Below are 22,958 nucleotides of genomic sequence, written 5' to 3' on the forward strand. Positions count from 1 at the left end.
CGATCATGAGCGAATTAGACAACGTAAAAGAATTTATTGAACAAGCTGTAGAAACTAACACCAAAGCCGTTGAAATGCAGATGAGCTTCTACGAATCATTTAGCCGTCGTCAAGGTGAAGCCATGGCCAAGTTAGCTGACCAGCGCATCGACAGCCTAAAAGAAATTGCCAACTGTGGCAGCTTTGAAAAAGCGATTGAAACTAACACGGCTTTTGAGCAGCAAGCTAAAGAAAACCTTGAAGCTCTATTTAATAGCAATGTTAAAGCCTTTGAAGAATTTTCTGACTCTTTAAAAACTGTTTACACCGTCTAGGTCTCGAGAAACCCTGTTTCCGATTTATCCGCAGATTGAATCTTTCATCTGCGGATTTTTTTTGCCTTTAATGCACGTCTTCAGGCATATCCGGGCTCTCTAATGGCACAGGCACTCCAATCTCATTGACTACACTAATATGACAACGCCTTAGCTCACGGGGCTCTCTAACACCACAGGAATGAGCAATCATCTCTACTTCATGGGTCATATTATTAGCAAAATTACAGACTCGCTCAGCTTTATCCCTTGGGTCCAGACCTTTTTGTAAATCCGGGTTATGGGTGGTTATCCCCGTAGGGCAAGTATTTTTATTGCATTGCAGTGCTTGTATACAGCCCAGAGAAAACATAAAGCCCCGCGCCGACACCACAAAATCAGCTCCCATACTCAAAGCCCAGGCCACATCACTGGGGTTTATTAATTTGCCGGAGGCTATGATTTTTATCCGGTCACGTAATTGGTATTGCTTTAATTTGTCGACAGCCAAGGGCAGGCTTTGCTTTAGCGGTAAGCCCATATAGTCGATTAAACTTTGCGGTGCTGCACCGGTGCCACCATCGGCGCTATCGATAGTGATAAAGTCAGGGGCGCAATCCAAGCCCCGGCGGTGTATTGCCTGAAGAAATTCATTCACCCAACGACCATTGCCCATCACGGCTTTAAATCCACAGGGCTTGCCGGTCAGGCTACGCACCCGAACAATCATATCCAACAGGTCATCAACACTTCTTATTTCCGGGTGCCCATTGGGGCTGATAGAATCTTCACCGGCCTTAATACCCCTTATTTCAGCGATCACTGGCGATACTTTTGCACCGGGCAGCATGCCGCCTTTGCCGGGCTTGGCTCCCTGACTCATTTTTATCTCGAACATTTTTACTTGTTCGTGAGCCGCTATCTCTTTAAGTTTTTTATCACTGAGTAAACCCTGATCATCACGCACACCATATTTGGCCGTGCCGATTTGAAACACCAGATCACAGCCACCCTCAAGGTGATAAGGAGATAGACCACCCTCCCCCGTGTTAAGCCAAATACCGGCTTTTTTAGCACCGCGGGACAACGCGCTGATGGCCGGAACCGATAAAGCGCCAAAACTCATCCCCGAGATATTGATAACCGCAGAACTGGTATAGGGCTTTTCTGCATAACCGGCACCGATGGTCACAGCCGACGCCGGCCGGGTATCTTCTGCAAGTACGGGAAAAAGATCATTCAGAAAAATAATATCGCCCGGGTTATTTAGTGGCCGGGTCGAACCAAAGGCAACCGTAGAATCAATATTTTTAGAAGCGCGATAAGCCCAGGAACGCTGAGCACGATCAAAGGGCAATTCTTCTCTATCCATAGCAAAAAAGTACTGCCGAAAGAACTCACCCATATGCTCAAAGAAATAGCGAAAGCGCCCAACCACCGGATAATTTCTACGGATGGCTTGTTTGCTTTGGGTAATATCAGCGATATACAAATACAGGATGGTAAAAAACAACACCCCCAGAAAGAACATAAAAACCAGAGCGCCATACTCCAGAACTTTAAGGCCCAGCTCTGTTAGCTCATCCATATCACTCATGAAGCCATCCGCATCGCACCCAGAAAATCTTTCTTGCCCAGAGGGACGCCATCAATCCGCAACATATCGTAGGCCGTCGTGGCATGAAAATAGAAATTAGGTAGTGAAAAAGATAAAACAAAATCCTGGCCGATAAACGGCATTTCAAAATCACCTAATTTAAACTTCAGCGCCTGCTCTGATAGCCCATTAACCTCATCCTGAGATAAAGCTTCTAACTGCGTAATCGCATCGGCTACCAACGCCTGGAAGCCGGCATAATCAACATCCGGCATCGAAGGCGGCGGGGTAAAAATACCGCCCTTAATACCATTGATAGCTCCCAGCGAATGATGAACCACCGAAATTAGCTGAAAGCGAAAAGGCAACATATCGTCACGCAGTTTTGTTTCTAACACTTCGTTTAAGTCCCGCCCCTGCGCCGGGTAAAATTCAGCCCCCTTGGCTAACACCCCTTCCATAGCCCGTAAGATTTGCAGGTAATTGCTGACGCTAACGTCGTACAGTGAAATACTCATAGATAGTCCTATTGGAAATAACGGCATGGAACAAGGCTCCATGCCGTGATTGATTAAGCGTCTTCTTCAGCTCCCAGCCAGCGGTAGACAATGCCCGCTAAAATAGCCCCAATAATAGGAGCAACCCAAAACAGCCATAATTGAGAAACGGCCCAATCGCCCTGAAAAATAGCAACACCGGTACTTCTCGCCGGGTTAACCGAGGTATTGGTCACCGGAATGCTAATTAGGTGAATCAGCGTAAGCCCGAGACCGATAGCTACTGGCGCCAAACCCGCAGGAGCACGGGAATCGGTGGCACCCAGAATAATAATCAGAAACATAAAGGTCATCACAATTTCAGTCACCAGCGCTGCGGTCATACTATAGCCACCGGGAGAGTGCTCACCAAAGCCATTAGAGGCAAAGCCAGCTGAAGCATCAAAGCCCGCCTGACCACTGGCAATAACAAATAGTATTGCAGCCCCCGCAAGACCACCGGCAACCTGAGCAACAATATAAGGCCCCAGCTCTGCCGCCGAAAAGCGCCCACCCGACCAGAGGCCGATAGAAACAGCGGGATTAAGATGACAACCGGAAATATGGCCAATGGCAAAAGCCATGGTTAAAACGGTAAGACCAAAGGCCAGAGAGACCCCTAGCAGACCAATACCCACATCGGGAAAGGCCGCCGCCAGAACAGCACTACCGCACCCCCCTAGCACCAGCCAAAATGTACCAATAAATTCTGCACCCAATTTTTTAGTTAGCGTCATTATCTGCTTCTCCATCGTGTGAAAATACATAAATAGTATCTGTCTAACACTCAAAGCAGCGATGATTGTCCCAGACAAGTGGATACGGCCTAATCTACGCTGAGTATTTTTATTATCTATCGCGATCTATAGTGCCTTTACTGGGAGGGGTTAGGCAATGATTATTTTTAGGGATGGGTAGTACGATATAAAAAGGGAAAAGGGGTTCTTTCCACGAGGTGGTGCCAATTACAAAAATGCCCGCGCAAGGCGAACTCTTCTCTAGTGTATACCTGGCGATTCTGGAAGAGTGGATTGATTTAAATAGCCTAAGGGCTATTTAAACCCCTTCGGGGCGCCCTGAAGGGCGTCCAAACTGCATGCGCAGTTTGTCGAACAGTGGTTCTTTCCACGAGGTGGTGCCAATTACAAAAATGCCCGCGCAAGGCGGGCATTTTTGTAATTGGTACGACCGAGTGGATTCGAACCACCGACCCCCACCATGTCAAGGTGGTGCTCTAACCAACTGAGCTACGGTCGTATTGAGGGCGACGATTATAATGAGACAAAGGCCTATGCACAAGCGCCAATAACGTATTACTGGGGTTTTATCTCAGCTTTTAGCTGTGCCTGGTGAGAACGGCGCAACTTGCGGTAACCCACAATACCCGCATCAGCCGGTGTCAGCTTTTCGTTAGCATCATCACTATTGGCAGGAAATTGGCCCTGTACAACAGGGCGATCTTCTTTGATCACCTTGCGACCTAACTGAGTGCCAAACCAGGAAACCAGTTGCCGAATGAGGGGAATTTTAACAGGATGATGGAAGCGCATAATAACGTGACAGCGCTGCTGCGCGACAGGGATAAACACGGCCTGAATATAGAATTTACCCCCGACACTATTAATCCAGGTATTGGGGTAATGGATAGCGGCCCATTGCTGACTGCCTTTTTTATGATTATTTAACCATGATTTGATAGTCCCGCTGCTCAGATCGGTGCCCACATCAAAGCTATTGCCCTGCATAAAACGGCCAATGGACTTTTTATGTACAAAGGGCAAATGGGCGTAATCAATTTGTACTTCTATCGCACGGGTATAATGGGCATTCCAATCGTCGCAGAGCTCACCGTAAACCAAGCCTTCCAATAGGGGCTCAACCGGCGGCGGTGGCAGTGAACCTGTCTCCGGGCCACGCCATAACCAGATCCAGTCCCCGGCTTCACAGACAGTATAGGTTTGCAGTTTAAAACCAGAGGGGATCTGCCAACTTTCTTCACAGGGCATCACAGTGCATTGACCTGAAGCATCGTAGGCAAAACCATGGAAGGGGCAGACTATCGTATCGTTGTCTATATGACCGCCGCTTAGCTGCGCACCTCGATGTACACACTGGTCAGGCATAGCGACTATCTGGCCAGACTGCTGACGCCATAGCACCAGCCTTTCACCAAAGCGCTCAAGAGCTAGCGGTTTTGAGCGCAGCTGGTGCGGGCTGGCTATAACATACCAATGGCCAGCCAATAAGGGTTGCTGCTTTGCTGTTGGTGAAGCACTCATGGAGTGGCTACCTTGTTTATTATTAGCTGACAAAGGCCTGGGCTTTTAAACCGGAAATTTTATCCCGGGTATTAGCGGCCTCTTCAAATTCCAGATTTTTTGCATGCTCGAACATTTTTTGTTCCAGACGTTTTATTTCCTGTGATAATTGCTTGGGCGTCATAGCGGCGGCTTCTACCTGATAATCCGCCGGCGCCTCAGCAACCAACTTCCCTTTGGCATTACGGGCAAAACGTGTACCCGGCGCTCTGGCCCCTTCCATAATATCGGCAATATCTTTCTTAACCCCGATAGGGACAATATTATGTTCTTTATTATGGGCTAGCTGCTTTTCTCTTCTGCGCTCAGTTTCACCCATAGCACGCTCCATGGAGCCGGTGATTTTATCGGCATAGAGAATGGCTTTACCATTAAGGTTACGGGCAGCGCGGCCAATGGTTTGTATCAACGAGCGGTCCGAACGTAAAAAGCCTTCTTTATCGGCGTCGAGAATGGCAACCAATGACACCTCCGGCATATCCAAACCCTCACGTAGCAGGTTAATGCCTACCAGCACATCAAACTCACCCAGGCGCAGGTCGCGAATAATTTCTACTCGTTCAACCGTATCGATATCGGAATGCAGATAGCGCACTTTGACACCATGCTCATCCAGATATTCTGTCAGGTCTTCTGACATACGTTTGGTTAACGTGGTTACCAAGACCCGCTCTTCTTTCTTTACCCTGATATGAATCTCAGAGAGCAGATCATCAACCTGGGTAGTGGCTGGCCTGACTTCAATTTCAGGGTCTATTAAGCCGGTGGGGCGCACCACCTGCTCCACCACGCGGTCCGCATGCTCTTGCTCATATTTGCCTGGTGTAGCTGAAACAAAAATCAGCTGTGGCACAATACGCTCCCACTCTTCAAAGCGCATGGGGCGATTATCCAACGCTGAGGGCAGGCGAAAACCATATTCGACCAGCGTCTCTTTGCGTGAACGGTCGCCCTTGTACATAGCCCCTAGTTGTGGCACGCCAACATGGGATTCATCGATGACTACCAAGGCATTATCCGGCAAATAATCAAATAGGGTTGGTGGCGCATCACCGCTATCACGGCCCGACAGATAGCGGGAATAGTTTTCGATACCATTGCAGTAACCCAGCTCCCGGATCATTTCCAGATCATAGCGGGTACGCTGCTCTAATCGCTGAGCTTCTACCAGTTTATTGTTATCCCTAAGCTGCTTGAGCCGCCCTCGCAACTCTTCTTCAATCTCATCCAACGCCCCCAATAAGGTCTCCCTGGAGGTGACATAGTGGCTTTTGGGGTAGATGGAAACCCGGGGCAAGCGCCGAAACACCTCACCCGTTAATGGGTCAAAAGTGGATAAGTTGTCGATTTCTTCATCAAATAACTCGACCCGCACCGCCTCTTTTTCGGCATCCGCCGGGAAGATATCAATCACATCCCCCCTGACCCGGTAAGTGCCTCTAGCAAAGTCGATATCGTTGCGGGTGTATTGGAGTTCGGCAAGACGGCGCAGGATATAGCGCTGATCGACCTGGTCACCACGGTCCAGGTGCATCATCATCTTCAGGTATTGCGAAGGGTCGCCCAGGCCATAGATGGCTGAAACGGTAGCCACCACAATGGTATCTTCCCGCTCCATCAATGCCTTGGTGGCGGAAAGGCGCATTTGCTCAATATGTTCGTTAACCGAGGCATCCTTATCAATAAAGGTATCTGAGGACGGTACATAGGCCTCTGGCTGATAGTAGTCATAGTATGAAACAAAGTACTCAACGGCATTTTTAGGGAAGAACTCCTTAAACTCGCCATAGAGCTGGGCTGCCAGGGTTTTATTGGGGGCCATAACGATAGTCGGCCGCTGAATACCCTCAACCACATTGGCGATGGTAAAGGTCTTACCTGAGCCTGTAACACCCAATAGCGTCTGGGACCGCAGGCCGGCTTTAACCCCCTCTAATAAGCCCGCTATTGCCGTAGGCTGGTCACCTGCAGGTTCAAATTTGGAGACAACTTCAAAGGGCTTGCTCATTAATACTATCCGGACAAAACCAGCAGTTTACTACACCCTGAGCCAGCTTCACCAACCGTATCTGGGTGATCCGCTCAAATCTTAACCACTGTGCGCTTTTACCAAAAAATTCATGGGTTTAGCGCCTAAAAACGGTTGACGATCCCCTACTAGCCATTTAATATTCGCGCCTCGTTAACGCAAGTTGACGTTAAATCCGGATTAGCTCAGCGGTAGAGCAGTTGACTGTTAATCAATTGGTCGTTGGTTCGATCCCAACATCCGGAGCCAAATTTTAAGGGCTGCTTTTTAAGCAGCCCTTTTTTGTGGGTGCAAGCTTAACCCCACTCAAACGACAGCCACAAAAAAGGCCGCTAATCAGCGGCCTTTATCATTTAAAGCAGGAATAACACTTAGCGGAATGGCACTGGCGGGAACATCACTCGCTGGCAAAACTCGCTATTGCGTTGGTCTTCCATATAACACTTATGCTTGTTGGCATCAGCATCAACGGAGGGCGCTGGCTCGCTGGCCGATACAGAGACAGCCAGTAGTGCTGCTACCATTGCTATCATCACTTGTTTAATGTTCATCATCATCGACTCCTTTACTCATGTTAAGCGGTTAGCTCAGAAACACCTTGAGATTAACGCCAACAACAACATCAGTGAAATATACTCTTCTTATGGTTCTTATGACTTCAGCCAATAGTGCCATTAGTGAGCTTTAAGGTACAGTCTAGCCCCTGCTGAGGGCGAACACACCCGCAAAAGTACCGATTTGACCAGCCAATTTATTATAAGCACAGCCAATTACCGGCTGACAACGCATATAGCCCCTGGGGCAATACCTAGAAAGACCAGACCATCGGCACAACCAATACGGTCGTTATACCCACCATCACGGTTAAGGGCAGGCCAATTTTCATAAAATCGCCAAAGCGATAATTACCGGGGCCATAGACCATCAGATTAGTCTGGTAGCCAATCGGCGTGGCGAAGCAGGCTGACGCTGCAATCATCACCGTGACAGCAAAAGGCAGTAAATTAACATCCAGCTGCTGACTCGCCGCAATGGCAATGGGAAAAATAAGTACCGCTGCCGCCAAATTGGAAACCACAGCAGAAAAGGCCGCCGTCAATACAAACAGGGTAATCAAAACCCCTACCGGTGAATGCGCGGTCAAACCGATCATGGTCTCAGCGATTACTGTTGCAGCGCCGGTTTTTTCCAGAGCACCGCCCAGGCCAATAGAAGCGGCAATGACCAATATAACCTGCCAGTTAACACTCTCTCTGGCATCCTGAACTTTTATGCAGCGAGTTAAGATCATTAAACCTGCTGCAAGTAAGGCAGCTTTAAACATACTCAAAAAACCTACAGCAACAGATATGACCATCGCTAGCATAATGGCGGCGGCTAAATTGCGCTGCTCGTGCCTGACTGGGCGAGAGTTCTCAATCTCACTAACCAGTAAAAAGTTTTTGCTATAGCGTTGCTGGTTGACGAAGCGGTCATGGGTTTCTAACAATAAGGTATCACCGGGCTTCAAATAAATATCACCGATTTTGGTTTTGATACGCTCACCATCCCGAGCCACAGCAATAATGGCGGCACTGTATAAATTTCTAAAACGCATATCTTTAATGGATTTACCCAGCTGGGGGAAATTACGGGAAATAACCACCTCAACCAAGCAGCGCGTATGGGCACCACTATTTAATTTAAAGACCTGTTTCTCAGCAACTTTTAGTCCGTGAATATTTTTTAAATCCACCACCGAACGCACATCACCCGCAAATATCAAATGGTCGCCAGCCAACAACATTTCATTGGGGGCAACTGCAGTGATTAAACGCCCATCACGATCTATTTCAACCAGAAACATACCAGGCAGTTGCCGCAAGCCAGCCTCTTCAATACTCTTACCCACTAAAGGACTATCGGACTCAATTTCCATTTCAACAATATATTCACGCGCATCACCAAACAGCTGCTGATCCTTCTCGCCACGATGGGGTAATAACCAACGGCTAAAAGCAATGGTAAAGGCAGTCACCACAATAACACAGGGCACACCAACCCAAGCCAGATCAAACATACGCAGGCCGGTATCACCACTGTGGGCAGTTAGCATACCGTTAATTACCAGATTGGTGCTGCTACCCACCAGGGTACAGGTACCACCGACAATCGCCGCATAGCTAAGGGGCATCATTAATTGCGAAACATTAAGATTGTTGCGCTTGGCCCAATCAGCCACGGCGGGCACCATCATTGCCACAACAGGCGTGTTATTAAGCACTGTACTCATTGCCGAGACCGGCAGCATTAATCGCAACTGGGCAGCGGCGGTATTTTTGGGCCGCCCCAACAAGCTATTAGACACCCACCCCACTACACCGGTTTGTGCCAGGCCACGGGCAACCACAAACAATACCGCCACGGTTGCCATACCCTCATTGGACATACCCACCAAGGCTTCTTCTGCGGTAATAATATTGAGTAAGGTAAGCAAGGCAACACCCGCAACCAAAATAGCGTCGGCGGGATAACGGGAAAATACCAATAAACCAAAACAAAAAGCGATGACTGCTAAGGTTTGAAATGCCTCTGGAGTTAAAGCCATGGTCACGGTCGTTATTATCCTTGCCGGTAGTTTTAGATCTTAATCAGCATAAAACTGATTAAAACGATCAATAAAAGTTTGCAGTTCATCTGCGGGTAAATCATTCACCCCTGCTGCCGCTGCACGTCCACCGCCAGTGGCAAAACTGCGACACAATTCATCGGCGCCGGTTTTATTGTCTAGCGGTGCCCTTACGCTAATTAAATAGTTACCATTAGCCTTAACGGTTAATACAGCATGGGCACGACTGGGCGTACCATTCGCAAGGTCGTTACTATAAACACCACTCACCCGTCTCGCCCAGGCTTCATTAGGCAAAATATAGGCAGCAACGGCGTCATTGGCAAATTCCGGCTTTAAGCTGGCGGCTGATGCCATATCGGAGTTATAACCATTCTCCAGTTTTTCAAAACTTTCGCGGCTATCATTGATAAAGTCAAAAGGGCTGGCATGAACACTGACCTTGCGATACAGCTCTTCAGGTGTGAAATGCAAATCATCAAGGTTAGAGCCATAACCATTGTAGTTAATATATATCCCCAAATTTTCCAGGCTGCTTAACTGCTGCTCAGATAAATTCAGCGGCTTGGCCAAAACGTTAGCACTGTTTTTCAGGTTATCGCCAAAGGCCCCGGTAATAGCCCACTCAACAAACTGCCCGTTTAGGTGATGATTGACAAGGATACTGGTACACACATCGGCAGCCGGATTGATAATAGCCGTTAGCTTGTCACTCTCAGGAATATCACCTGCAAAATGGTGATCGACATAGAAGACTTCTGCACCGGCCTCTAAGGCCTGATGTAAACCCTCGCGATTTTTATCCAGAGAGATATCCAGCACGGTAATTTTATCACCGGCCTTGGCTTCTATTTTATCCATCAACTGGATATCACGCTTTACACCCGTGACCAGGGTGCTCTCAAGAGGTTCTGCATTGCGTAATTGAGTGAGGGCGCAAATGCCATCGGCATCGCCATTAAACAGATCGATATTTGCCACAGTAAAATTCCTACTAGTCAGAGCCAAAAAGCCGTTTATTGTTATGGGTGCTAGCTTAACACAGCAGCAGCTTTTGGCATCAACAAATAGAGGGAATACGACCACCTAAGCGGTGGTCGTAGTAGTTTATTGCTATAAGGTTAGAACCGATTACTCCAGAGTAATAGAGTCCCGGTTTTTGTTGAGCAAAGATTCACCAATGCCTTTGACTGCTGTCAACTCTTCCAGTGCCTTAAAAGGCCCGTAGCTTTCGCGGTAAGCAATAATGGCCTCCGCTTTGCGAGTACCTACACCTTTAAGCGCTGCTGACAAAGTTTCAGCATCGGCGGTATTGATATTAACGGGGAGGTTCGGCTCTGCACTAAACGCCAAAGAAGGCAGTACCAAACCAGAAAGTGCTAATGACAGGGATAAAAAAATAGTACGGAATATACGCATGATTACGCTCCTTGTAAGTAAGTTAAATAGTCCATTAAACGGGTAAGATCCCGCTTACCCGAAGAATATTAACACAGCCAAAATAGCTGGCAATAGCCCTCTGCGTATTTAATGCAGTTCCTGATTAATAGCTGCCAGCGCTGCAAGAGGATCAGCGTGCTGAGTAATAGGACGACCAATCACTAAATAGCTACTACCTGAAGCCATCGCTGAACTCGGAGTAGCTACCCGACGCTGATCACCTTGCTCAGCGTTGGCTGGACGAATACCCGGCGTGACTAATTGAAAATCACTGCCGATTTCTTTACGTAAAATATCAGTCTCCTGCGCAGAACAAACCACACCATCCAAACCGCACTCTTTGGTTAAACGCGCCAGGCGCACAACCTGATCAATAGGCTGGCAGTCTAAACCTATGCCCTGTAAATCTTGCTGCTCCATACTGGTTAAAACCGTCACAGCAATCAGCGAGGGAGCCGACGAGTAGTTGACCAGCGCCTCTTTGGCCGCCTCCATCATTCTTGCGCCACCACTGGCATGCACATTAACCATCCAGACCCCCAAATCGGCCGCCGCTTTTACCGCACCCGCTACGGTATTGGGAATATCGTGAAATTTAAGGTCTAGAAAGACATCAAAACCACGGTCCTGAATGCTGCGCACCACCTGCGGCCCACAATGAGTAAATAATTCTTTGCCCACTTTTAAGCGACACTGTGAAGGATCAAGTTGGTCAGCCAGAGCTTCTACGGACGCTAAATCCGAGTAATCCATGGCCACAATAACAGGGGATGTTGTTGTCATAATTGCTAACTGCTCTCTAATCGTTGTTCGGTTTTTGTGCTCGCTTAATCGCCCTCGGCACCACGAATCGCTTTGACCTGCCCCCATTGTTTACAACCGGGGCACATCCAGTGCAAGCGCTTGCCGGAAAAACCACAGTGGTGGCATTGATACTGCGGTTTGCTTTGCATTAATTGCTCAATCAATAACTGTAAAATGCCCAGGCTTTCTTTTGACTGGCCGGAGCTATTAGCGATATGAAACTCCACCAACTTGGCCAAGCCACGTAAAGAGGGTCTCTTTTTAAGTTCCTGACCCAAAAAGCCTGCCGCAGCAACCACGCCCTTTTTAGCCGTAATATCATCGACTAAATGCAGCAACACACTGGCAGAGGGATAAATATCCAGACTTTCCATCATATAGCGATAAAAGCCCTCATCATCCCCCAAATGCTCAAAGCTGGATCTTAGTAGCTCTATGGTTTCCGGTATAAATACCGGGTCCTGGTCTCTGACTTTACGCAGGCTTTTAATCGCCTTGGCATAATGGCCGGTACGAAATTCTATATCCGCTATTAATAGCGATGCACGAACGCAGTTGCGATCATGGGACAGCGCTTTTTTTAACTGGGCGCGGGCAGAATGGTAATCATTTTTAACCAGTGATAATTCAGCCAACTCACAACAATAGTGAGATAGCGCTGCGGTGATGGTTTTGTCCACTGGAGCAGCGGCTTTTAATAGCGAGCGCTTTGGCAATAACTGTTCAGCAACATCAATGGCCTGCTGCCATTCTTTTTCATCCTTGTAGATTTCCAGTAGGTGGCGCATGGCGGTTTCTTTGAGTTCAGGCGCTTCTTTAATCAGGTCATGTAATAAGCGCTCAGCACGGTCCAGTAAACCGGCGCTGATAAAATCCCGGGCCAATTCCAAATGCGCCTGATGTAAATGAACCCTTGGCAGACTTGGCCTTGCCAACAGGTTTTGATGGATACGAATAGCACGCTCAACCTCGCCTTTACGGCGCATCAGGTTGCCGACAGCGATATGGGTTTCAAGGGTTTCGCTATTGACCTCAAGAGCCTCGATAAAGGCATCCAGAGCACCATCTGGCTGGTCATTGATCAGGAAGTTTAAGCCTTTGTAGTATTGGTGATGCAGGGCACCCTCGTCGGCCGAAACCAAACGGCCACGCCGCCCCAACCACCAACCGATGGCGATAGCCGTAAATACCAGCAGTAATTGCCAGATATCAGCCATAATTAGCTCTTGCTACCTTTATTAGGTTTGACGGTAACCGGGGTTCGAAAATCCGAAGTACGCAGCTTTGCCAGCTCTTTTTCTCGCTTATCCAGCTTACGCTGTAATAACAGACCCTGACTTTTAAGGCGGATAATCGCAGCACTACTGACCAACAAGCCGGCGATGCCACCGACGGCAAAAGCCAGTAACACCCAAAGCGATACACGCTGCTCAGGCAGCTGGACAATCAGTAGGTCCAACGCCGCTTTATCGGTATTTTGGATAGAGAACAAGACCCCAAAAGCCAGCACGACGATTAATAAGCATCCGACCAATAAACGCTGTAAAGAGCGCACGTTTAACCCCTCTTAATTCCGCCCCGAATAACACTGTAGGGTGGATTATAATCCACCCTACTTACAAGTATGTTTACAGGCGTGTTTTGGTGGATTTTAATCCACCCTACTATCTGCAAGTAGCAGACATAAAAAAACGGCATGATCACTAGACCATACCGTTCATATTCAGTTTCTGCAATACGGCACTAAGGCCACTATATCGAACAGGTCAACCTCGCTGCAGACTCTCGTTAACGCGCTCCCGCATTTCTTTGCCGGGCTTGAAGTGAGGTACATACTTACCACTCAACTCAACGGTTTCGCCTGTTTTAGGGTTGCGACCCTGACGTGGCTCCCGGTAATGGAGCGAGAAGCTGCCAAAACCACGAATTTCTATACGTTCACCGGTCGCCAATGTCTGCGACATTTGCTCGATAACTGTCTTAACTGCTAACTCTACATCCTTAAGGGACAACTGAGTTTGCCGTGACGCAATGCGCTCTATAAGCTCAGATTTTGTCATATCCACTACCCGTTACTTATTCCTAGACTAACTAACTAGGACAAGAGTAGCACCGGATAGCGATATGCGCTAATTATTAATAGGGGAAAAATTCACCCCCATCAACAACTTAGCGCAAAACGTGAACTAATACAGACTTAGGAATCTTACTCTTTACCATCCATTTGGGCCTTGATCAGGTCACCAATGGTGGCAGGAGCAGCAGCTTCTGCTTCAGATTCTTTATGCGCTTTAATGGCTTCTTTCTCATCAGCCATATCTTTAGCCTTGATAGACAGTGCAATAGTACGATTCTTACGATCAACAGTGATGATCTTAACTTCGACTTCTTCACCTTCTTTCAGGGCATTGCGAGCATCTTCAACCTTGTCGCGGCTGATTTCAGAGGCTTTCAAAGTACCTTCGATATCGCCAGACAGAGTCACGATAGCTGCTTTAGCGTCAACTTCTTTGATCACGCCTTTAACGATGCTGTTCTTATCGTTTTCAGTCACGTAGTCATTGAATGGATCGTCTTCTAACTGCTTGATACCTAAAGAAATTCTCTCACGCTCAGGGTCTACAGACAGGATAACAGTCTCAATCTCGTCGCCTTTCTTGTACTTGCGAACGGCTTCTTCGCCAGTCTCGTTCCAAGAGATATCAGACAAGTGAACCAGACCGTCGATAGCACCGTCCAGACCGATAAAGATACCGAAGTCAGTAATAGACTTGATAGCACCAGAGATCTTGTCGCCTTTGTTGAACTGACGGCCAAAGGCATCCCATGGATTTTCCATACACTGCTTGATACCCAGAGAGATACGACGACGTTCTTCGTCGATATCCAGGATCATCACTTCCACTTCATCACCCAGGTTAACAACCTTGGATGGGTGGATGTTCTTGTTAGTCCAATCCATTTCAGAGACGTGAACCAGACCTTCAACACCTTCTTCGATCTCGGCAAAACAACCGTAATCAGTCAGGTTAGTGATAGTGGCCTGTACACGGGCACCTTCTGGATAGCGACCAGTGATAGAAACCCAAGGATCTTCACCCAGCTGCTTAAGGCCAAGAGAAACACGGTTACGCTCACGGTCAAATTTCAAGACTTTAACGTCGATTTCGTCACCAACATTAACAATTTCTGATGGGTGCTTGATACGCTTCCAAGCCATATCAGTGATGTGCAACAGGCCGTCTACACCGCCTAGATCAACGAAAGCACCGTAGTCAGTCAGGTTCTTAACGATACCCTTAACAGACTGACCTTCCTGTAGAGTTGCTAGCAACTCATCACGCTCGGCACTGTTAGCATCTTCCATAACAGCACGACGAGAAACAACAACGTTGTTGCGCTTCTGGTCTAGCTTAATCACTTTAAATTCCAGCTCTTTACCTTCAAGGTGAGTAGTCTCACGAACTGGACGTACATCAACCAGAGAACCCGGTAAGAATGCGCGGATAGAATTAACGTCAACGGTGAAACCACCCTTAACTTTACCGTTGATAACACCGATAACTGACTCTTCGCCAGCGTAAGCGGCTTCAAGTACTTTCCAGGCTTCAGCGCGCTTGGCTTTTTCGCGGGACAGTTTGGTAGCACCCCAACCGTCTTCAACCGCTTCTAGCGCAACCTGTACTTCGTCACCAACTTCTAATGAAAGCTCACCGCTCTCACTAACAAATTCGCTGCGTGGGATAACGCCTTCTGATTTCAGACCAGCGTGAACAGTTACCCAATCGCTATCAATATCGATAACTACGCCGGTTACAATTGAACCAGGCTTCATATCGATAGTATTTAAACTTTCTTCAAATAAATCCGCAAAACTTTCCATTACTCTATATACCTATTTATAAGCTGGCAGAAAAACCTGACTTTTTGGAAGTCGGGGGGTTTTATCTACCCTCCATAGGACCAGCTCCTATGGGCCATTTACAAAAAATCCATACGAAGCGACAGCTGGAATCTCACCTCGAATGGAACGTTAAATCTTTTGAAATCAAACAGTTAGGATGGTGCTCTTGACCTTATCCAGTACTTGCTTAAACACATCCTCAATCGCTGTGCCGGTGCTATCGATTACTATGGCATCGTCAGCGGGCTTTAGCGGCGCTACCGGGCGGTTCATATCCCGCTCATCGCGCAATTGGATGTCCTTCAAAAGGGCGGCGAGATTAACACTTTCCCCCTTGGCTTTCAACTGCTTATAGCGCCGCTCTGCGCGTTCTTCGGCGGAGGCTATCAGGTAGATTTTGACCGGGGCATCGGTAAATATCACCGTCCCCATATCACGGCCATCAGCAACCAGCCCCGGGGACTTGGCAAAGCCTCTTTGCAGGCCCTTTAAAGCGTCTCGAACCGGGTTATGGACCGCCACATAGGAAGCTAATGTGCCCGTAGTTTCAGAGCGCACTTCATTGCTGATATCCTCGCCATCCAGCAATACAGCTGAAGGCTCCCCTGGCTCTCCGGGGCGAAACTCAACATCGAGATTAGCCGCCAAATCTGCCAGCGCCGCGTCATCATCAAAAGGCACGCCCTTGCGCTCGGCCGCCAAGCCCACAATCCGGTATAAGGCACCGCTATCCAGTAAGTGCCAGCCAAGCTCTTTGGCCAATAACTGGCAAATAGTGCCTTTGCCCGAACCGCTGGGGCCATCGATGGTAACTACAGGTACGGTATTCATATCAGGCACAGATTTTTCCAAATAACTCAAAATAGGTGGGGAAGGTTTTAGCGGTGCAGCCTGGGTCATTAATGGTAATCGCGGCATCACCCATGGCTGCCAGCGAAAAACACATGGCGACACGGTGATCATCATAGGTATCAATCGCCGCAGACGTAATCCTGGCGGGAGGGGTGATTTCAATAAAGTCCTCCCCCTCTACCACTTCAGCGCCTACTTTTCTTAGCTCGGTGGCCATTGCCGTTAAACGGTCGGTTTCTTTAACGCGCCAGTTATAGACATTGCGAATTCTGGTCGGGCCATTGGCAAATAATGCGGTAGTGGCAATGGTCATTGCCGCATCGGGGATATGGTTAAGGTCAACATCGACCCCATCCAGCTTTGCTTTACTGGCTTCTATATAGTCTTCACCATAGCTAATCTCGGCACCCATTTGCGCAAGCACATCAGCAAAACGGATATCTCCCTGTACGGAGTTTTTGCCAACACCATAGACTCTTACGGTACCGCCACTAATTGCAGCCGCAGCTAAAAAGTAAGAGGCCGATGAAGCATCTCCCTCCACCATAATCTCACCCGGTGAGCGATAACTTTGCCCGCCAGTAACCGAGAAGCTCTGGTAATCATTGTTGGTGACGCTAACGCCAAATTTGGCCATTAGGTCCAGTGTAATATCGATATAAGGCTTGGACACCAAATCACCTTTTACTGTGATCGTAATATCTTCACTGGCCAAGGGGGCTGACATTAATAAGGCGGTTAAAAACTGGCTGGAAATACTGCCATCAATTGCAATCTCACCGCCAGTCAGGCCGGTACCGGTAATTTTCAAAGGCGGATAACCCGCAGCCTGCAAATACTCAATATTGGCACCCAAAGGCAACAAGGCATCAACCAAATGCTTAATGGGGCGTTCAAACATACGAGGCTCACCGGTCAGGGTAAAGTCGCCGCCACCTAAACATAGTGCAGCCGTTAGAGGCCGCATAGCCGTACCGGCATTACCCAAAAACAACTCATAACGACCTGAAGCAACCAGCGCACCGCCCTTGCCTTTCACCAGACAGACACTGCGGTCATCAGACAACTGATAATCCACACCCAGCTGCTCAAGGGCATTTAACATGTGGCGAATATCATCCGAATCCAGCAGGTTTTTAATCCGGGTTTCACCCTCAGCCAACGCGGCTAACAGCAAGGCACGGTTAGACAGGCTCTTGGAACCGGGAATAATCACTTCACCATTCACACCAGCGATTGGCTGGAGCACAAGTTGTTCAAGGGACGACATGGATAAGCTCTATAAAAAAAGGGGGTGCATATTAGCATATTGTAGGGTGGATTATAATCCACCGTTTGTACCTACTCCGGGTAGCGGTTGGTGGATTGCAATCCACCCTACGGGTATGGAATTTCAAGGGCAGGAAGACAGAGAGATTACTTTTGTTGCTCTTCAAGCATTTGCGCAAACTTATCCCTGGCGGATTTAGCCCGGGTAAAAGAAGCAACAATATTTTCACTATCACCATCGGCTATCGCCTGACGTAAATCACCTAATTGATCACTAAACGTATCAATCATTTTTAACAGCGCATCGCGGTTGGCCAGTGAAATCTCATGCCACATGGTTGGGTCGCTGGAGGCGATACGGGTAAAGTCACGAAAACCACCCGCCGCAAAACGGAAAATATTTTGTTGCTCAGGATTACCTGCAAGAGCATCAACCAGGGTATAGGCCAGAATATGCGGTAAATGGCTGGTGGCAGCCAGAACTTCATCATGCTCATCCACCGGCATTTCTACCAGGTCAGCGCCAGTCGATTCCCAAAGGGATTTTACAGCTTGCAAGGCATCAGGGTTGGTTTCTTCAGTGGGCGTAAGAATCACACGGTGATTAACAAACAGGTCTGCCTTCGCAGCATCTACGCCACTTTGCTCAGAGCCAGCAATCGGATGACCCAACACCAAATTGGGCGGCACTTTACCAAAGGCTTGCTTAGCAGCGACCAGCAAGTTTCCTTTAACACTCGCCACATCAGTAATAATAACGTGCTCATCGACCATCGACACTAACTGCTTAATCATATCCGCTGCAATTAAAGTCGGTGTCGCTACCACAATTAAATCAGCACCTTTAACTGCTTCATTTAAGTCTAGGCTATAGCGATCAATAACACCCAGCTCCAGGCCTTTCTTTAAGGAAACCTCGCGACGCCCCCAGCCAACAATTTCGCCGCTAAAGCCATTGGCCTTTAACGCCTTTGCCAGCGAGCCGCCAATTAAGCCAACCGCCAAAATAGTAATTTGATCAATCGCAATGGTCATGGAGTGATTAAACCTAACTAGTTTTTGTTATAAAACTTTCTTTAAGGCATCTAACAATGCCGTGTTTTCTGCTTCAAGGCCTATAGAAACCCGAAGATGATTAGGCATTTCATAAATACCCACCGGGCGTACAATAACACCTTCCTTTAATAGTTTTTGATAAAGCTCAGCAGTATCTGTTGCAAACTCAACCGCGATAAAGTTGCCAGCGGAGGGGATATACGTCAATCCCAACGTATCAAAACCCTGGGTCAACTGCTTCATACCCTCGGCATTGACTTGCCTGCCCTGCTGCAAATACTCATCATCAGCCAACACAGCCTGTGCAGCCGCCAAAGCCATAGAGTTCACATTAAATGGTGCACGCACTCGATTTAACACATCGGTAATTTCAGGGGACGCAATCGCATAACCAACTCTTAAAGCCGCCAAACCATAAGCCTTGGAAAAAGTACGCGTTACAATCAGATTGGGATAGTGCTTAAGCAACGCCACACCATCTACCGAATCATCATCGCTGGCTTCTACATATTCAAAATACGCCTCGTCTAAAACCACAACTACATTGGCTGGCACCTTATCTAAAAAATTAACCAGCGAGGCCTCGTCAACCACGGTACCGGTAGGATTGTTGGGGTTAGCAATAAAAAGCAGCTGGGTATCATCAGCAATGGCATCGGCCATAGCATTCAGATCATGCCCCCAGTCTTTGGCTTTGGTGACAATCGAACGGCCGCTACAGGCTTGAATCGCCAAGGGGTAAACAATAAAAGCGTGCTGGGAATAAACGGCAGATTTTCCCGGCTCTATATAAGCACGGGTAATCAGTTCTAATACATCATTGGAACCGTTGCCCAAGGTGATTTGCTCAGCAGCAACACCCAACTTATTCGCCAGGGCCGCCTTAAGCTCAAAACCATTACTATCGGGATAACGGGCAATCTCAGCGGCCGCCTTATCCACAGCCGCCAATACGTTAGGGCTGGGCCCCAGAGGGTTTTCATTGCTGGCCAGCTTCACGATATGCTTAAGCCCCAGCTCACGCTGCAACTCTTCAATCGGCTTGCCCGCCTGATACGGACTTAAACCCTGCACGCCCTGATTGGCCAAAGCGATATAATCACAACTCACTTGTTATCTCCAACGGGTAAAAGCGGCATATTGTAAAGCAATGCGCCCTGACAGGCGACTGCCTATAGGCTGGCGTTTTTTAAACCCATAAAAAAACCAGCCCTTGGGCTGGTTCTTTATACATTCATTGCGCAGCTAAGGCCGAAGGCTTAGACGCGTTTTCTCGCGATGGTTAAACCAATCAGGCCTAACGCTAATAACGCGATGGAACCTGGCTCAGGTACATTCTGGATTTTGACGCGCAGAATCATATCCTGGTAATCATCATCGGAGCTACCTGAGATATTTAAGTCTTCCCAACCAATAATATACGTATCGGCTTCACCGACTATCTCAAAAATAGCCATCTGGTGGCGGCCATCATTAAGAAGGCTGTCACTATACATAATGCCAGGATTTCTATCCGGCCCATTGGAATCAATATAGAAACCAAAGTCGGTAACAACACCCAAGTCAAAGGACGCTTCAGCACCATTGGTATCAGCACCAGAAAATAACTGGGTCATACCACTGCCATCATCAATACCGGTGTAGTATCCAAAAGTGGTCCGAGTTTCGTAGCCGGCAACTTCCTCAAGAATAACGCTGACTGCGCCAGTACCAGAAAAGGTGGCTATATCGACCTGGTTTAGCACGGCCGTTTCAGATCGCGCGCCAAGAACATTACCAACCAATAGATCAGTACCATCCCATGAAGAACCAAAACTGATCGGGTTTGTATCCAGAAAATTGACCGTAAATGCAGCGGCATTGAATGAGCATGCGGCCGCCAGCAGGCCTGTAATGATATGTTTCACTTTTTTACTCCTTAATCTCTAACAACTTAACTAAATTCTGGGCTAGTCGTTAACCCATAGCTACAGAGAGTAAAGCAAAAGTCAGGCCAACATATAATCACCATTAAAATCAATAACTTAAAAGACCATCGAAAAGCAAAGTGATATTGTTCGTAAACAATTTCGACAAGCTGTTACAGGTAAGTTAATGCCCCTATAGCAGCCCGGACTTAATAAATTCAGCCAGCACCTTCACTGCCCGGTTATTCGTATTGTCCATCTGCTTAAGGCTAATTCCCACAGTCCCCAATACCGGCAGGTGTTTTGATTGCTCAATAATCGCCAATGAATCGGGCACGGTACTTCTGGCCAGCACAGTCACCCCCAAACCCTCATCAATGGCCGCCTGGATACCGGTTAGGTCAGGAATGGTATAGACAATACGGCAGCTACGCTTGGCCTTGCCCAGCACCCTTAACGCCCGCTGGCGGTAGATACAGCCACTGGGAGCCGCCACCAGGGGTAGCGTTTCCTGGCTATGGGCACGGGAGCTGGCACTGCTTACCCAGACCAACTCATCCGTCTTGATATAGTTTTTGATGGAACGACGCTGTTGCGCACTGACCTTATCGTGCAAAGCCAGAATTAAGTCGTATTCATTGCGCTGGTCGTCGGACAGCAGATTGCGGCTGAGGTCGCAGTTCACCTCAAGCGTGACGTCCGGGTAGGCCTTGGCAAAACGGCTGACAATTTTAGGCAGCAAGGTAATGGCAAACTCGCTGGGAATACCAAAGCGAATACGGCCACTGACCGGCGGGCTGGAGAAGTAACCCACCGCCTCATCATTTAACGATAAAATCTGCCGGGCATACGTCAGCAGCGACTCCCCGGCCGGGGTCAGCTCAAGCTTGGGGCTATCACGATCCATCAGGCTGCGGTCCAGTAATTGCTCCAGCTTTTTTAACTGCTGGCTAATGGCTGGCTGGGTTCTGCCAAGCTTATCGGCAGCAGCGGTAAAACCACCCTCCTCATTAATTACCACAAAGGAACGCAGCATTTCTATTGGCAGGTTTTTCATTCACCCCTCCCCTTTATTGTCACTATAGACCCTAACGGGCTCACTATAACAAAATCTTATCAAAGGATAATAATTATTAATTTCTGTTATGCCTGACGCAAAGCTATGATGACCGCCCTGTTATCCAGCAAAGCAAGGTATCTATTCATGACAGACCAAGACCTTCTGCAAACGCCACTGAACGACCTGCATATTGAACTGGGCGCAAAAATGGTCCCTTTCGCGGGTTATAGCATGCCTGTGCAATACCCACTGGGCGTACTTAAAGAGCATTTACATACCCGCGAACAGGCCGGACTATTTGACGTCTCCCATATGGGGCAGGTCCGTATTAAAGGAGCCGGTATCACTGAAGCCCTGGAAAAGCTGGTACCGGTCGATCTGGCGACCCTGGCTCTGTTTAAACAAACCTATGCGGTACTCACTAACGAAGCTGGCGGTATTCTCGACGACTTGATTATTACCCGCTGGGCTGAAGATGAGTTTTTTCTTGTGGTGAATGCTGGCTGCAAGCAACAGGATATCGCCCACCTGCAACAGCACCTACCTGGCTTTGAGCTTGAAGTGATGGATAATCACGCCCTACTGGCATTGCAGGGGCCACAGGCAAGATCGGTAATGGATGAATTGCTCCCCGCTGCCACCGAGCTACGCTTTATGAGTGGCTGCTTCGACAGCATTGAACTGGATGGTGATAGCACCGAGTGTTTTATCACATGTTCAGGCTATACCGGTGAAGACGGCTATGAGATTTCAGTCCCTGCGGATAAAGCCTGCGCTCTGGCGAGAAAACTTTTATCCTTTGAACAGGTAGAAGCCATTGGTCTGGGTGCCAGGGACTCACTGCGCCTTGAAGTCGGTTTATGCCTTTACGGTCATGATATGAATACCGAGACCACCCCCATAGAGGCCGGATTAATTTGGTCCATCAGTAAATCACGTCGTGCCGGTGGTGAAAAAGCGGCGGGCTTTATAGGCGCTGAAGCCATCCTTCAACAAATCGCCGATGGCGCTCCACGTAAACGGGTTGGCTTGCAAATTTCAGGGCGCGCTCCCGCCCGTGAAGGCGCCGAACTGGTTAATACGCAAGGCCATGTTATCGGCCAGATCACTAGCGGCGGCTTTGGTCCCTCCTTGGGCGGTCCGGTAGCGATGGGCTATGTCGAAACCGAATACGCTGCTATAGGCACACAGATCTTTGTGCTGCTAAGGAAAAAACAAATTCCTGTTGAAGTCGTGAAGATGCCCTTTATGCCCCAGAACTATGTACGTTAAGCGTTAAAACCGG

Annotated in this window: 22 protein-coding genes and 2 tRNA genes; 3 read left to right on the forward strand and 21 right to left on the reverse strand. The window is 48.2% G+C overall.

What is annotated here, in order from left to right; translation table 11 throughout:
• Nucleotides 1-5: 5 nt before the first annotated feature.
• Complete coding sequence (locus BST96_RS01505) at nt 6-314, forward strand: hypothetical protein (RefSeq protein ID WP_085756987.1); 309 nt, start codon at nt 6-8, stop codon at nt 312-314.
• Between the two features lie 67 nt (nt 315-381).
• Here the strand turns inward: BST96_RS01505 and BST96_RS01510 are convergent, their stop codons facing one another.
• The 6 genes from BST96_RS01510 to uvrB all read right to left on the reverse strand — a co-directional run bounded on the left by BST96_RS01510 (nt 382) and on the right by uvrB (nt 6,752).
• Nucleotides 382-1,890: an FMN-binding glutamate synthase family protein gene (locus BST96_RS01510; RefSeq protein ID WP_206045380.1), complete on the reverse strand. Its 1,509-nt coding sequence runs from the start codon at nt 1,888-1,890 to the stop codon at nt 382-384.
• The gene (locus tag BST96_RS01515; protein WP_085756988.1) at nt 1,887-2,408 is read right to left on the reverse strand and encodes a DUF1993 domain-containing protein; all 522 of its coding nucleotides are present in this window, start codon (nt 2,406-2,408) and stop codon (nt 1,887-1,889) included. The genes BST96_RS01510 and BST96_RS01515 overlap by 4 nt, the downstream gene beginning before the upstream one ends.
• A gap of 53 nt (nt 2,409-2,461) precedes the next feature.
• Complete coding sequence (gene aqpZ, locus BST96_RS01520) at nt 2,462-3,163, reverse strand: aquaporin Z (RefSeq protein WP_085756989.1); 702 nt, start codon at nt 3,161-3,163, stop codon at nt 2,462-2,464.
• A 443-nt stretch (nt 3,164-3,606) separates the two neighbouring features.
• Nucleotides 3,607-3,683, reverse strand: a tRNA-Val gene (locus BST96_RS01525).
• Between the two features lie 56 nt (nt 3,684-3,739).
• On the reverse strand, nt 3,740-4,705 hold the full coding sequence (locus tag BST96_RS01530) for an aromatic ring-hydroxylating oxygenase subunit alpha (RefSeq protein ID WP_085756990.1): 966 nt from the start codon (nt 4,703-4,705) through the stop codon (nt 3,740-3,742).
• A gap of 22 nt (nt 4,706-4,727) precedes the next feature.
• Nucleotides 4,728-6,752 (reverse strand): excinuclease ABC subunit UvrB, encoded by a 2,025-nt coding sequence (gene uvrB, locus BST96_RS01535; protein WP_085756991.1) that lies wholly within the window; start codon nt 6,750-6,752, stop codon nt 4,728-4,730.
• Between the two features lie 195 nt (nt 6,753-6,947).
• On the opposite strand from uvrB, the gene BST96_RS01540 reads away from it, so the two are divergent.
• Nucleotides 6,948-7,022, forward strand: a tRNA-Asn gene (locus BST96_RS01540).
• Nucleotides 7,023-7,144: 122 nt separating this feature from the next.
• Here BST96_RS01540 and BST96_RS01545 read toward each other — a convergent pair.
• The 15 genes from BST96_RS01545 to BST96_RS01615 form a co-directional block, all read right to left on the reverse strand.
• Nucleotides 7,145-7,327: a hypothetical protein gene (locus tag BST96_RS01545; protein ID WP_085756992.1), complete on the reverse strand. Its 183-nt coding sequence runs from the start codon at nt 7,325-7,327 to the stop codon at nt 7,145-7,147.
• Between the two features lie 254 nt (nt 7,328-7,581).
• A complete protein-coding gene (locus tag BST96_RS01550) occupies nt 7,582-9,360 on the reverse strand; it encodes an SLC13 family permease (RefSeq protein ID WP_085756993.1) in 1,779 nt (592 codons plus the stop codon).
• Between the two features lie 39 nt (nt 9,361-9,399).
• On the reverse strand, nt 9,400-10,362 hold the full coding sequence (locus BST96_RS01555) for a DHH family phosphoesterase (RefSeq protein WP_085756994.1): 963 nt from the start codon (nt 10,360-10,362) through the stop codon (nt 9,400-9,402).
• Between the two features lie 150 nt (nt 10,363-10,512).
• Nucleotides 10,513-10,800: a ComEA family DNA-binding protein gene (locus tag BST96_RS01560; RefSeq protein WP_085756995.1), complete on the reverse strand. Its 288-nt coding sequence runs from the start codon at nt 10,798-10,800 to the stop codon at nt 10,513-10,515.
• A 108-nt stretch (nt 10,801-10,908) separates the two neighbouring features.
• The gene (pyrF, locus tag BST96_RS01565; protein WP_085756996.1) at nt 10,909-11,604 is read right to left on the reverse strand and encodes an orotidine-5'-phosphate decarboxylase; all 696 of its coding nucleotides are present in this window, start codon (nt 11,602-11,604) and stop codon (nt 10,909-10,911) included.
• 44 nt (nt 11,605-11,648) lie between these two features.
• On the reverse strand, nt 11,649-12,842 hold the full coding sequence (gene lapB, locus BST96_RS01570; protein ID WP_085756997.1) for a lipopolysaccharide assembly protein LapB: 1,194 nt from the start codon (nt 12,840-12,842) through the stop codon (nt 11,649-11,651).
• A gap of 2 nt (nt 12,843-12,844) precedes the next feature.
• Entirely contained in the window at nt 12,845-13,180 is a 336-nt protein-coding gene (locus BST96_RS01575; RefSeq protein WP_085756998.1) for a LapA family protein, read from the reverse strand.
• A gap of 211 nt (nt 13,181-13,391) precedes the next feature.
• On the reverse strand, nt 13,392-13,685 hold the full coding sequence (ihfB, locus tag BST96_RS01580) for an integration host factor subunit beta (RefSeq protein WP_085756999.1): 294 nt from the start codon (nt 13,683-13,685) through the stop codon (nt 13,392-13,394).
• A gap of 146 nt (nt 13,686-13,831) precedes the next feature.
• A complete protein-coding gene (gene rpsA / locus BST96_RS01585) occupies nt 13,832-15,508 on the reverse strand; it encodes a 30S ribosomal protein S1 (RefSeq protein WP_085757000.1) in 1,677 nt (558 codons plus the stop codon).
• Between the two features lie 165 nt (nt 15,509-15,673).
• Nucleotides 15,674-16,360 carry a (d)CMP kinase gene (gene cmk / locus BST96_RS01590; RefSeq protein ID WP_085760451.1) on the reverse strand — a complete coding sequence of 229 codons (687 nt, stop codon included), beginning with the start codon at nt 16,358-16,360 and terminating at the stop codon, nt 15,674-15,676.
• 1 nt (nt 16,361) lies between these two features.
• Nucleotides 16,362-17,651, reverse strand: a complete 1,290-nt coding sequence (aroA, locus tag BST96_RS01595; RefSeq protein WP_085757001.1) for a 3-phosphoshikimate 1-carboxyvinyltransferase — start codon at nt 17,649-17,651, stop codon at nt 16,362-16,364.
• 146 nt (nt 17,652-17,797) lie between these two features.
• Nucleotides 17,798-18,685: a prephenate dehydrogenase/arogenate dehydrogenase family protein gene (locus tag BST96_RS01600; RefSeq protein WP_085757002.1), complete on the reverse strand. Its 888-nt coding sequence runs from the start codon at nt 18,683-18,685 to the stop codon at nt 17,798-17,800.
• A 27-nt stretch (nt 18,686-18,712) separates the two neighbouring features.
• On the reverse strand, nt 18,713-19,816 hold the full coding sequence (hisC, locus tag BST96_RS01605; RefSeq protein ID WP_085757003.1) for a histidinol-phosphate transaminase: 1,104 nt from the start codon (nt 19,814-19,816) through the stop codon (nt 18,713-18,715).
• Between the two features lie 149 nt (nt 19,817-19,965).
• Nucleotides 19,966-20,613 (reverse strand): DUF4114 domain-containing protein, encoded by a 648-nt coding sequence (locus BST96_RS01610; RefSeq protein ID WP_085757004.1) that lies wholly within the window; start codon nt 20,611-20,613, stop codon nt 19,966-19,968.
• Between the two features lie 193 nt (nt 20,614-20,806).
• Nucleotides 20,807-21,670, reverse strand: coding sequence for a LysR substrate-binding domain-containing protein (locus BST96_RS01615; RefSeq protein WP_085757005.1), 864 nt, complete (start codon nt 21,668-21,670; stop codon nt 20,807-20,809).
• A gap of 147 nt (nt 21,671-21,817) precedes the next feature.
• On the opposite strand from BST96_RS01615, the gene gcvT reads away from it, so the two are divergent.
• Nucleotides 21,818-22,945, forward strand: a complete 1,128-nt coding sequence (gcvT, locus tag BST96_RS01620) for a glycine cleavage system aminomethyltransferase GcvT (protein WP_085757006.1) — start codon at nt 21,818-21,820, stop codon at nt 22,943-22,945.
• Nucleotides 22,946-22,958 lie beyond the last annotated feature (13 nt).

The organism is Oceanicoccus sagamiensis, from assembly GCF_002117105.1.
Taxonomy (GTDB): domain Bacteria; phylum Pseudomonadota; class Gammaproteobacteria; order Pseudomonadales; family Dasaniaceae; genus Oceanicoccus; species Oceanicoccus sagamiensis.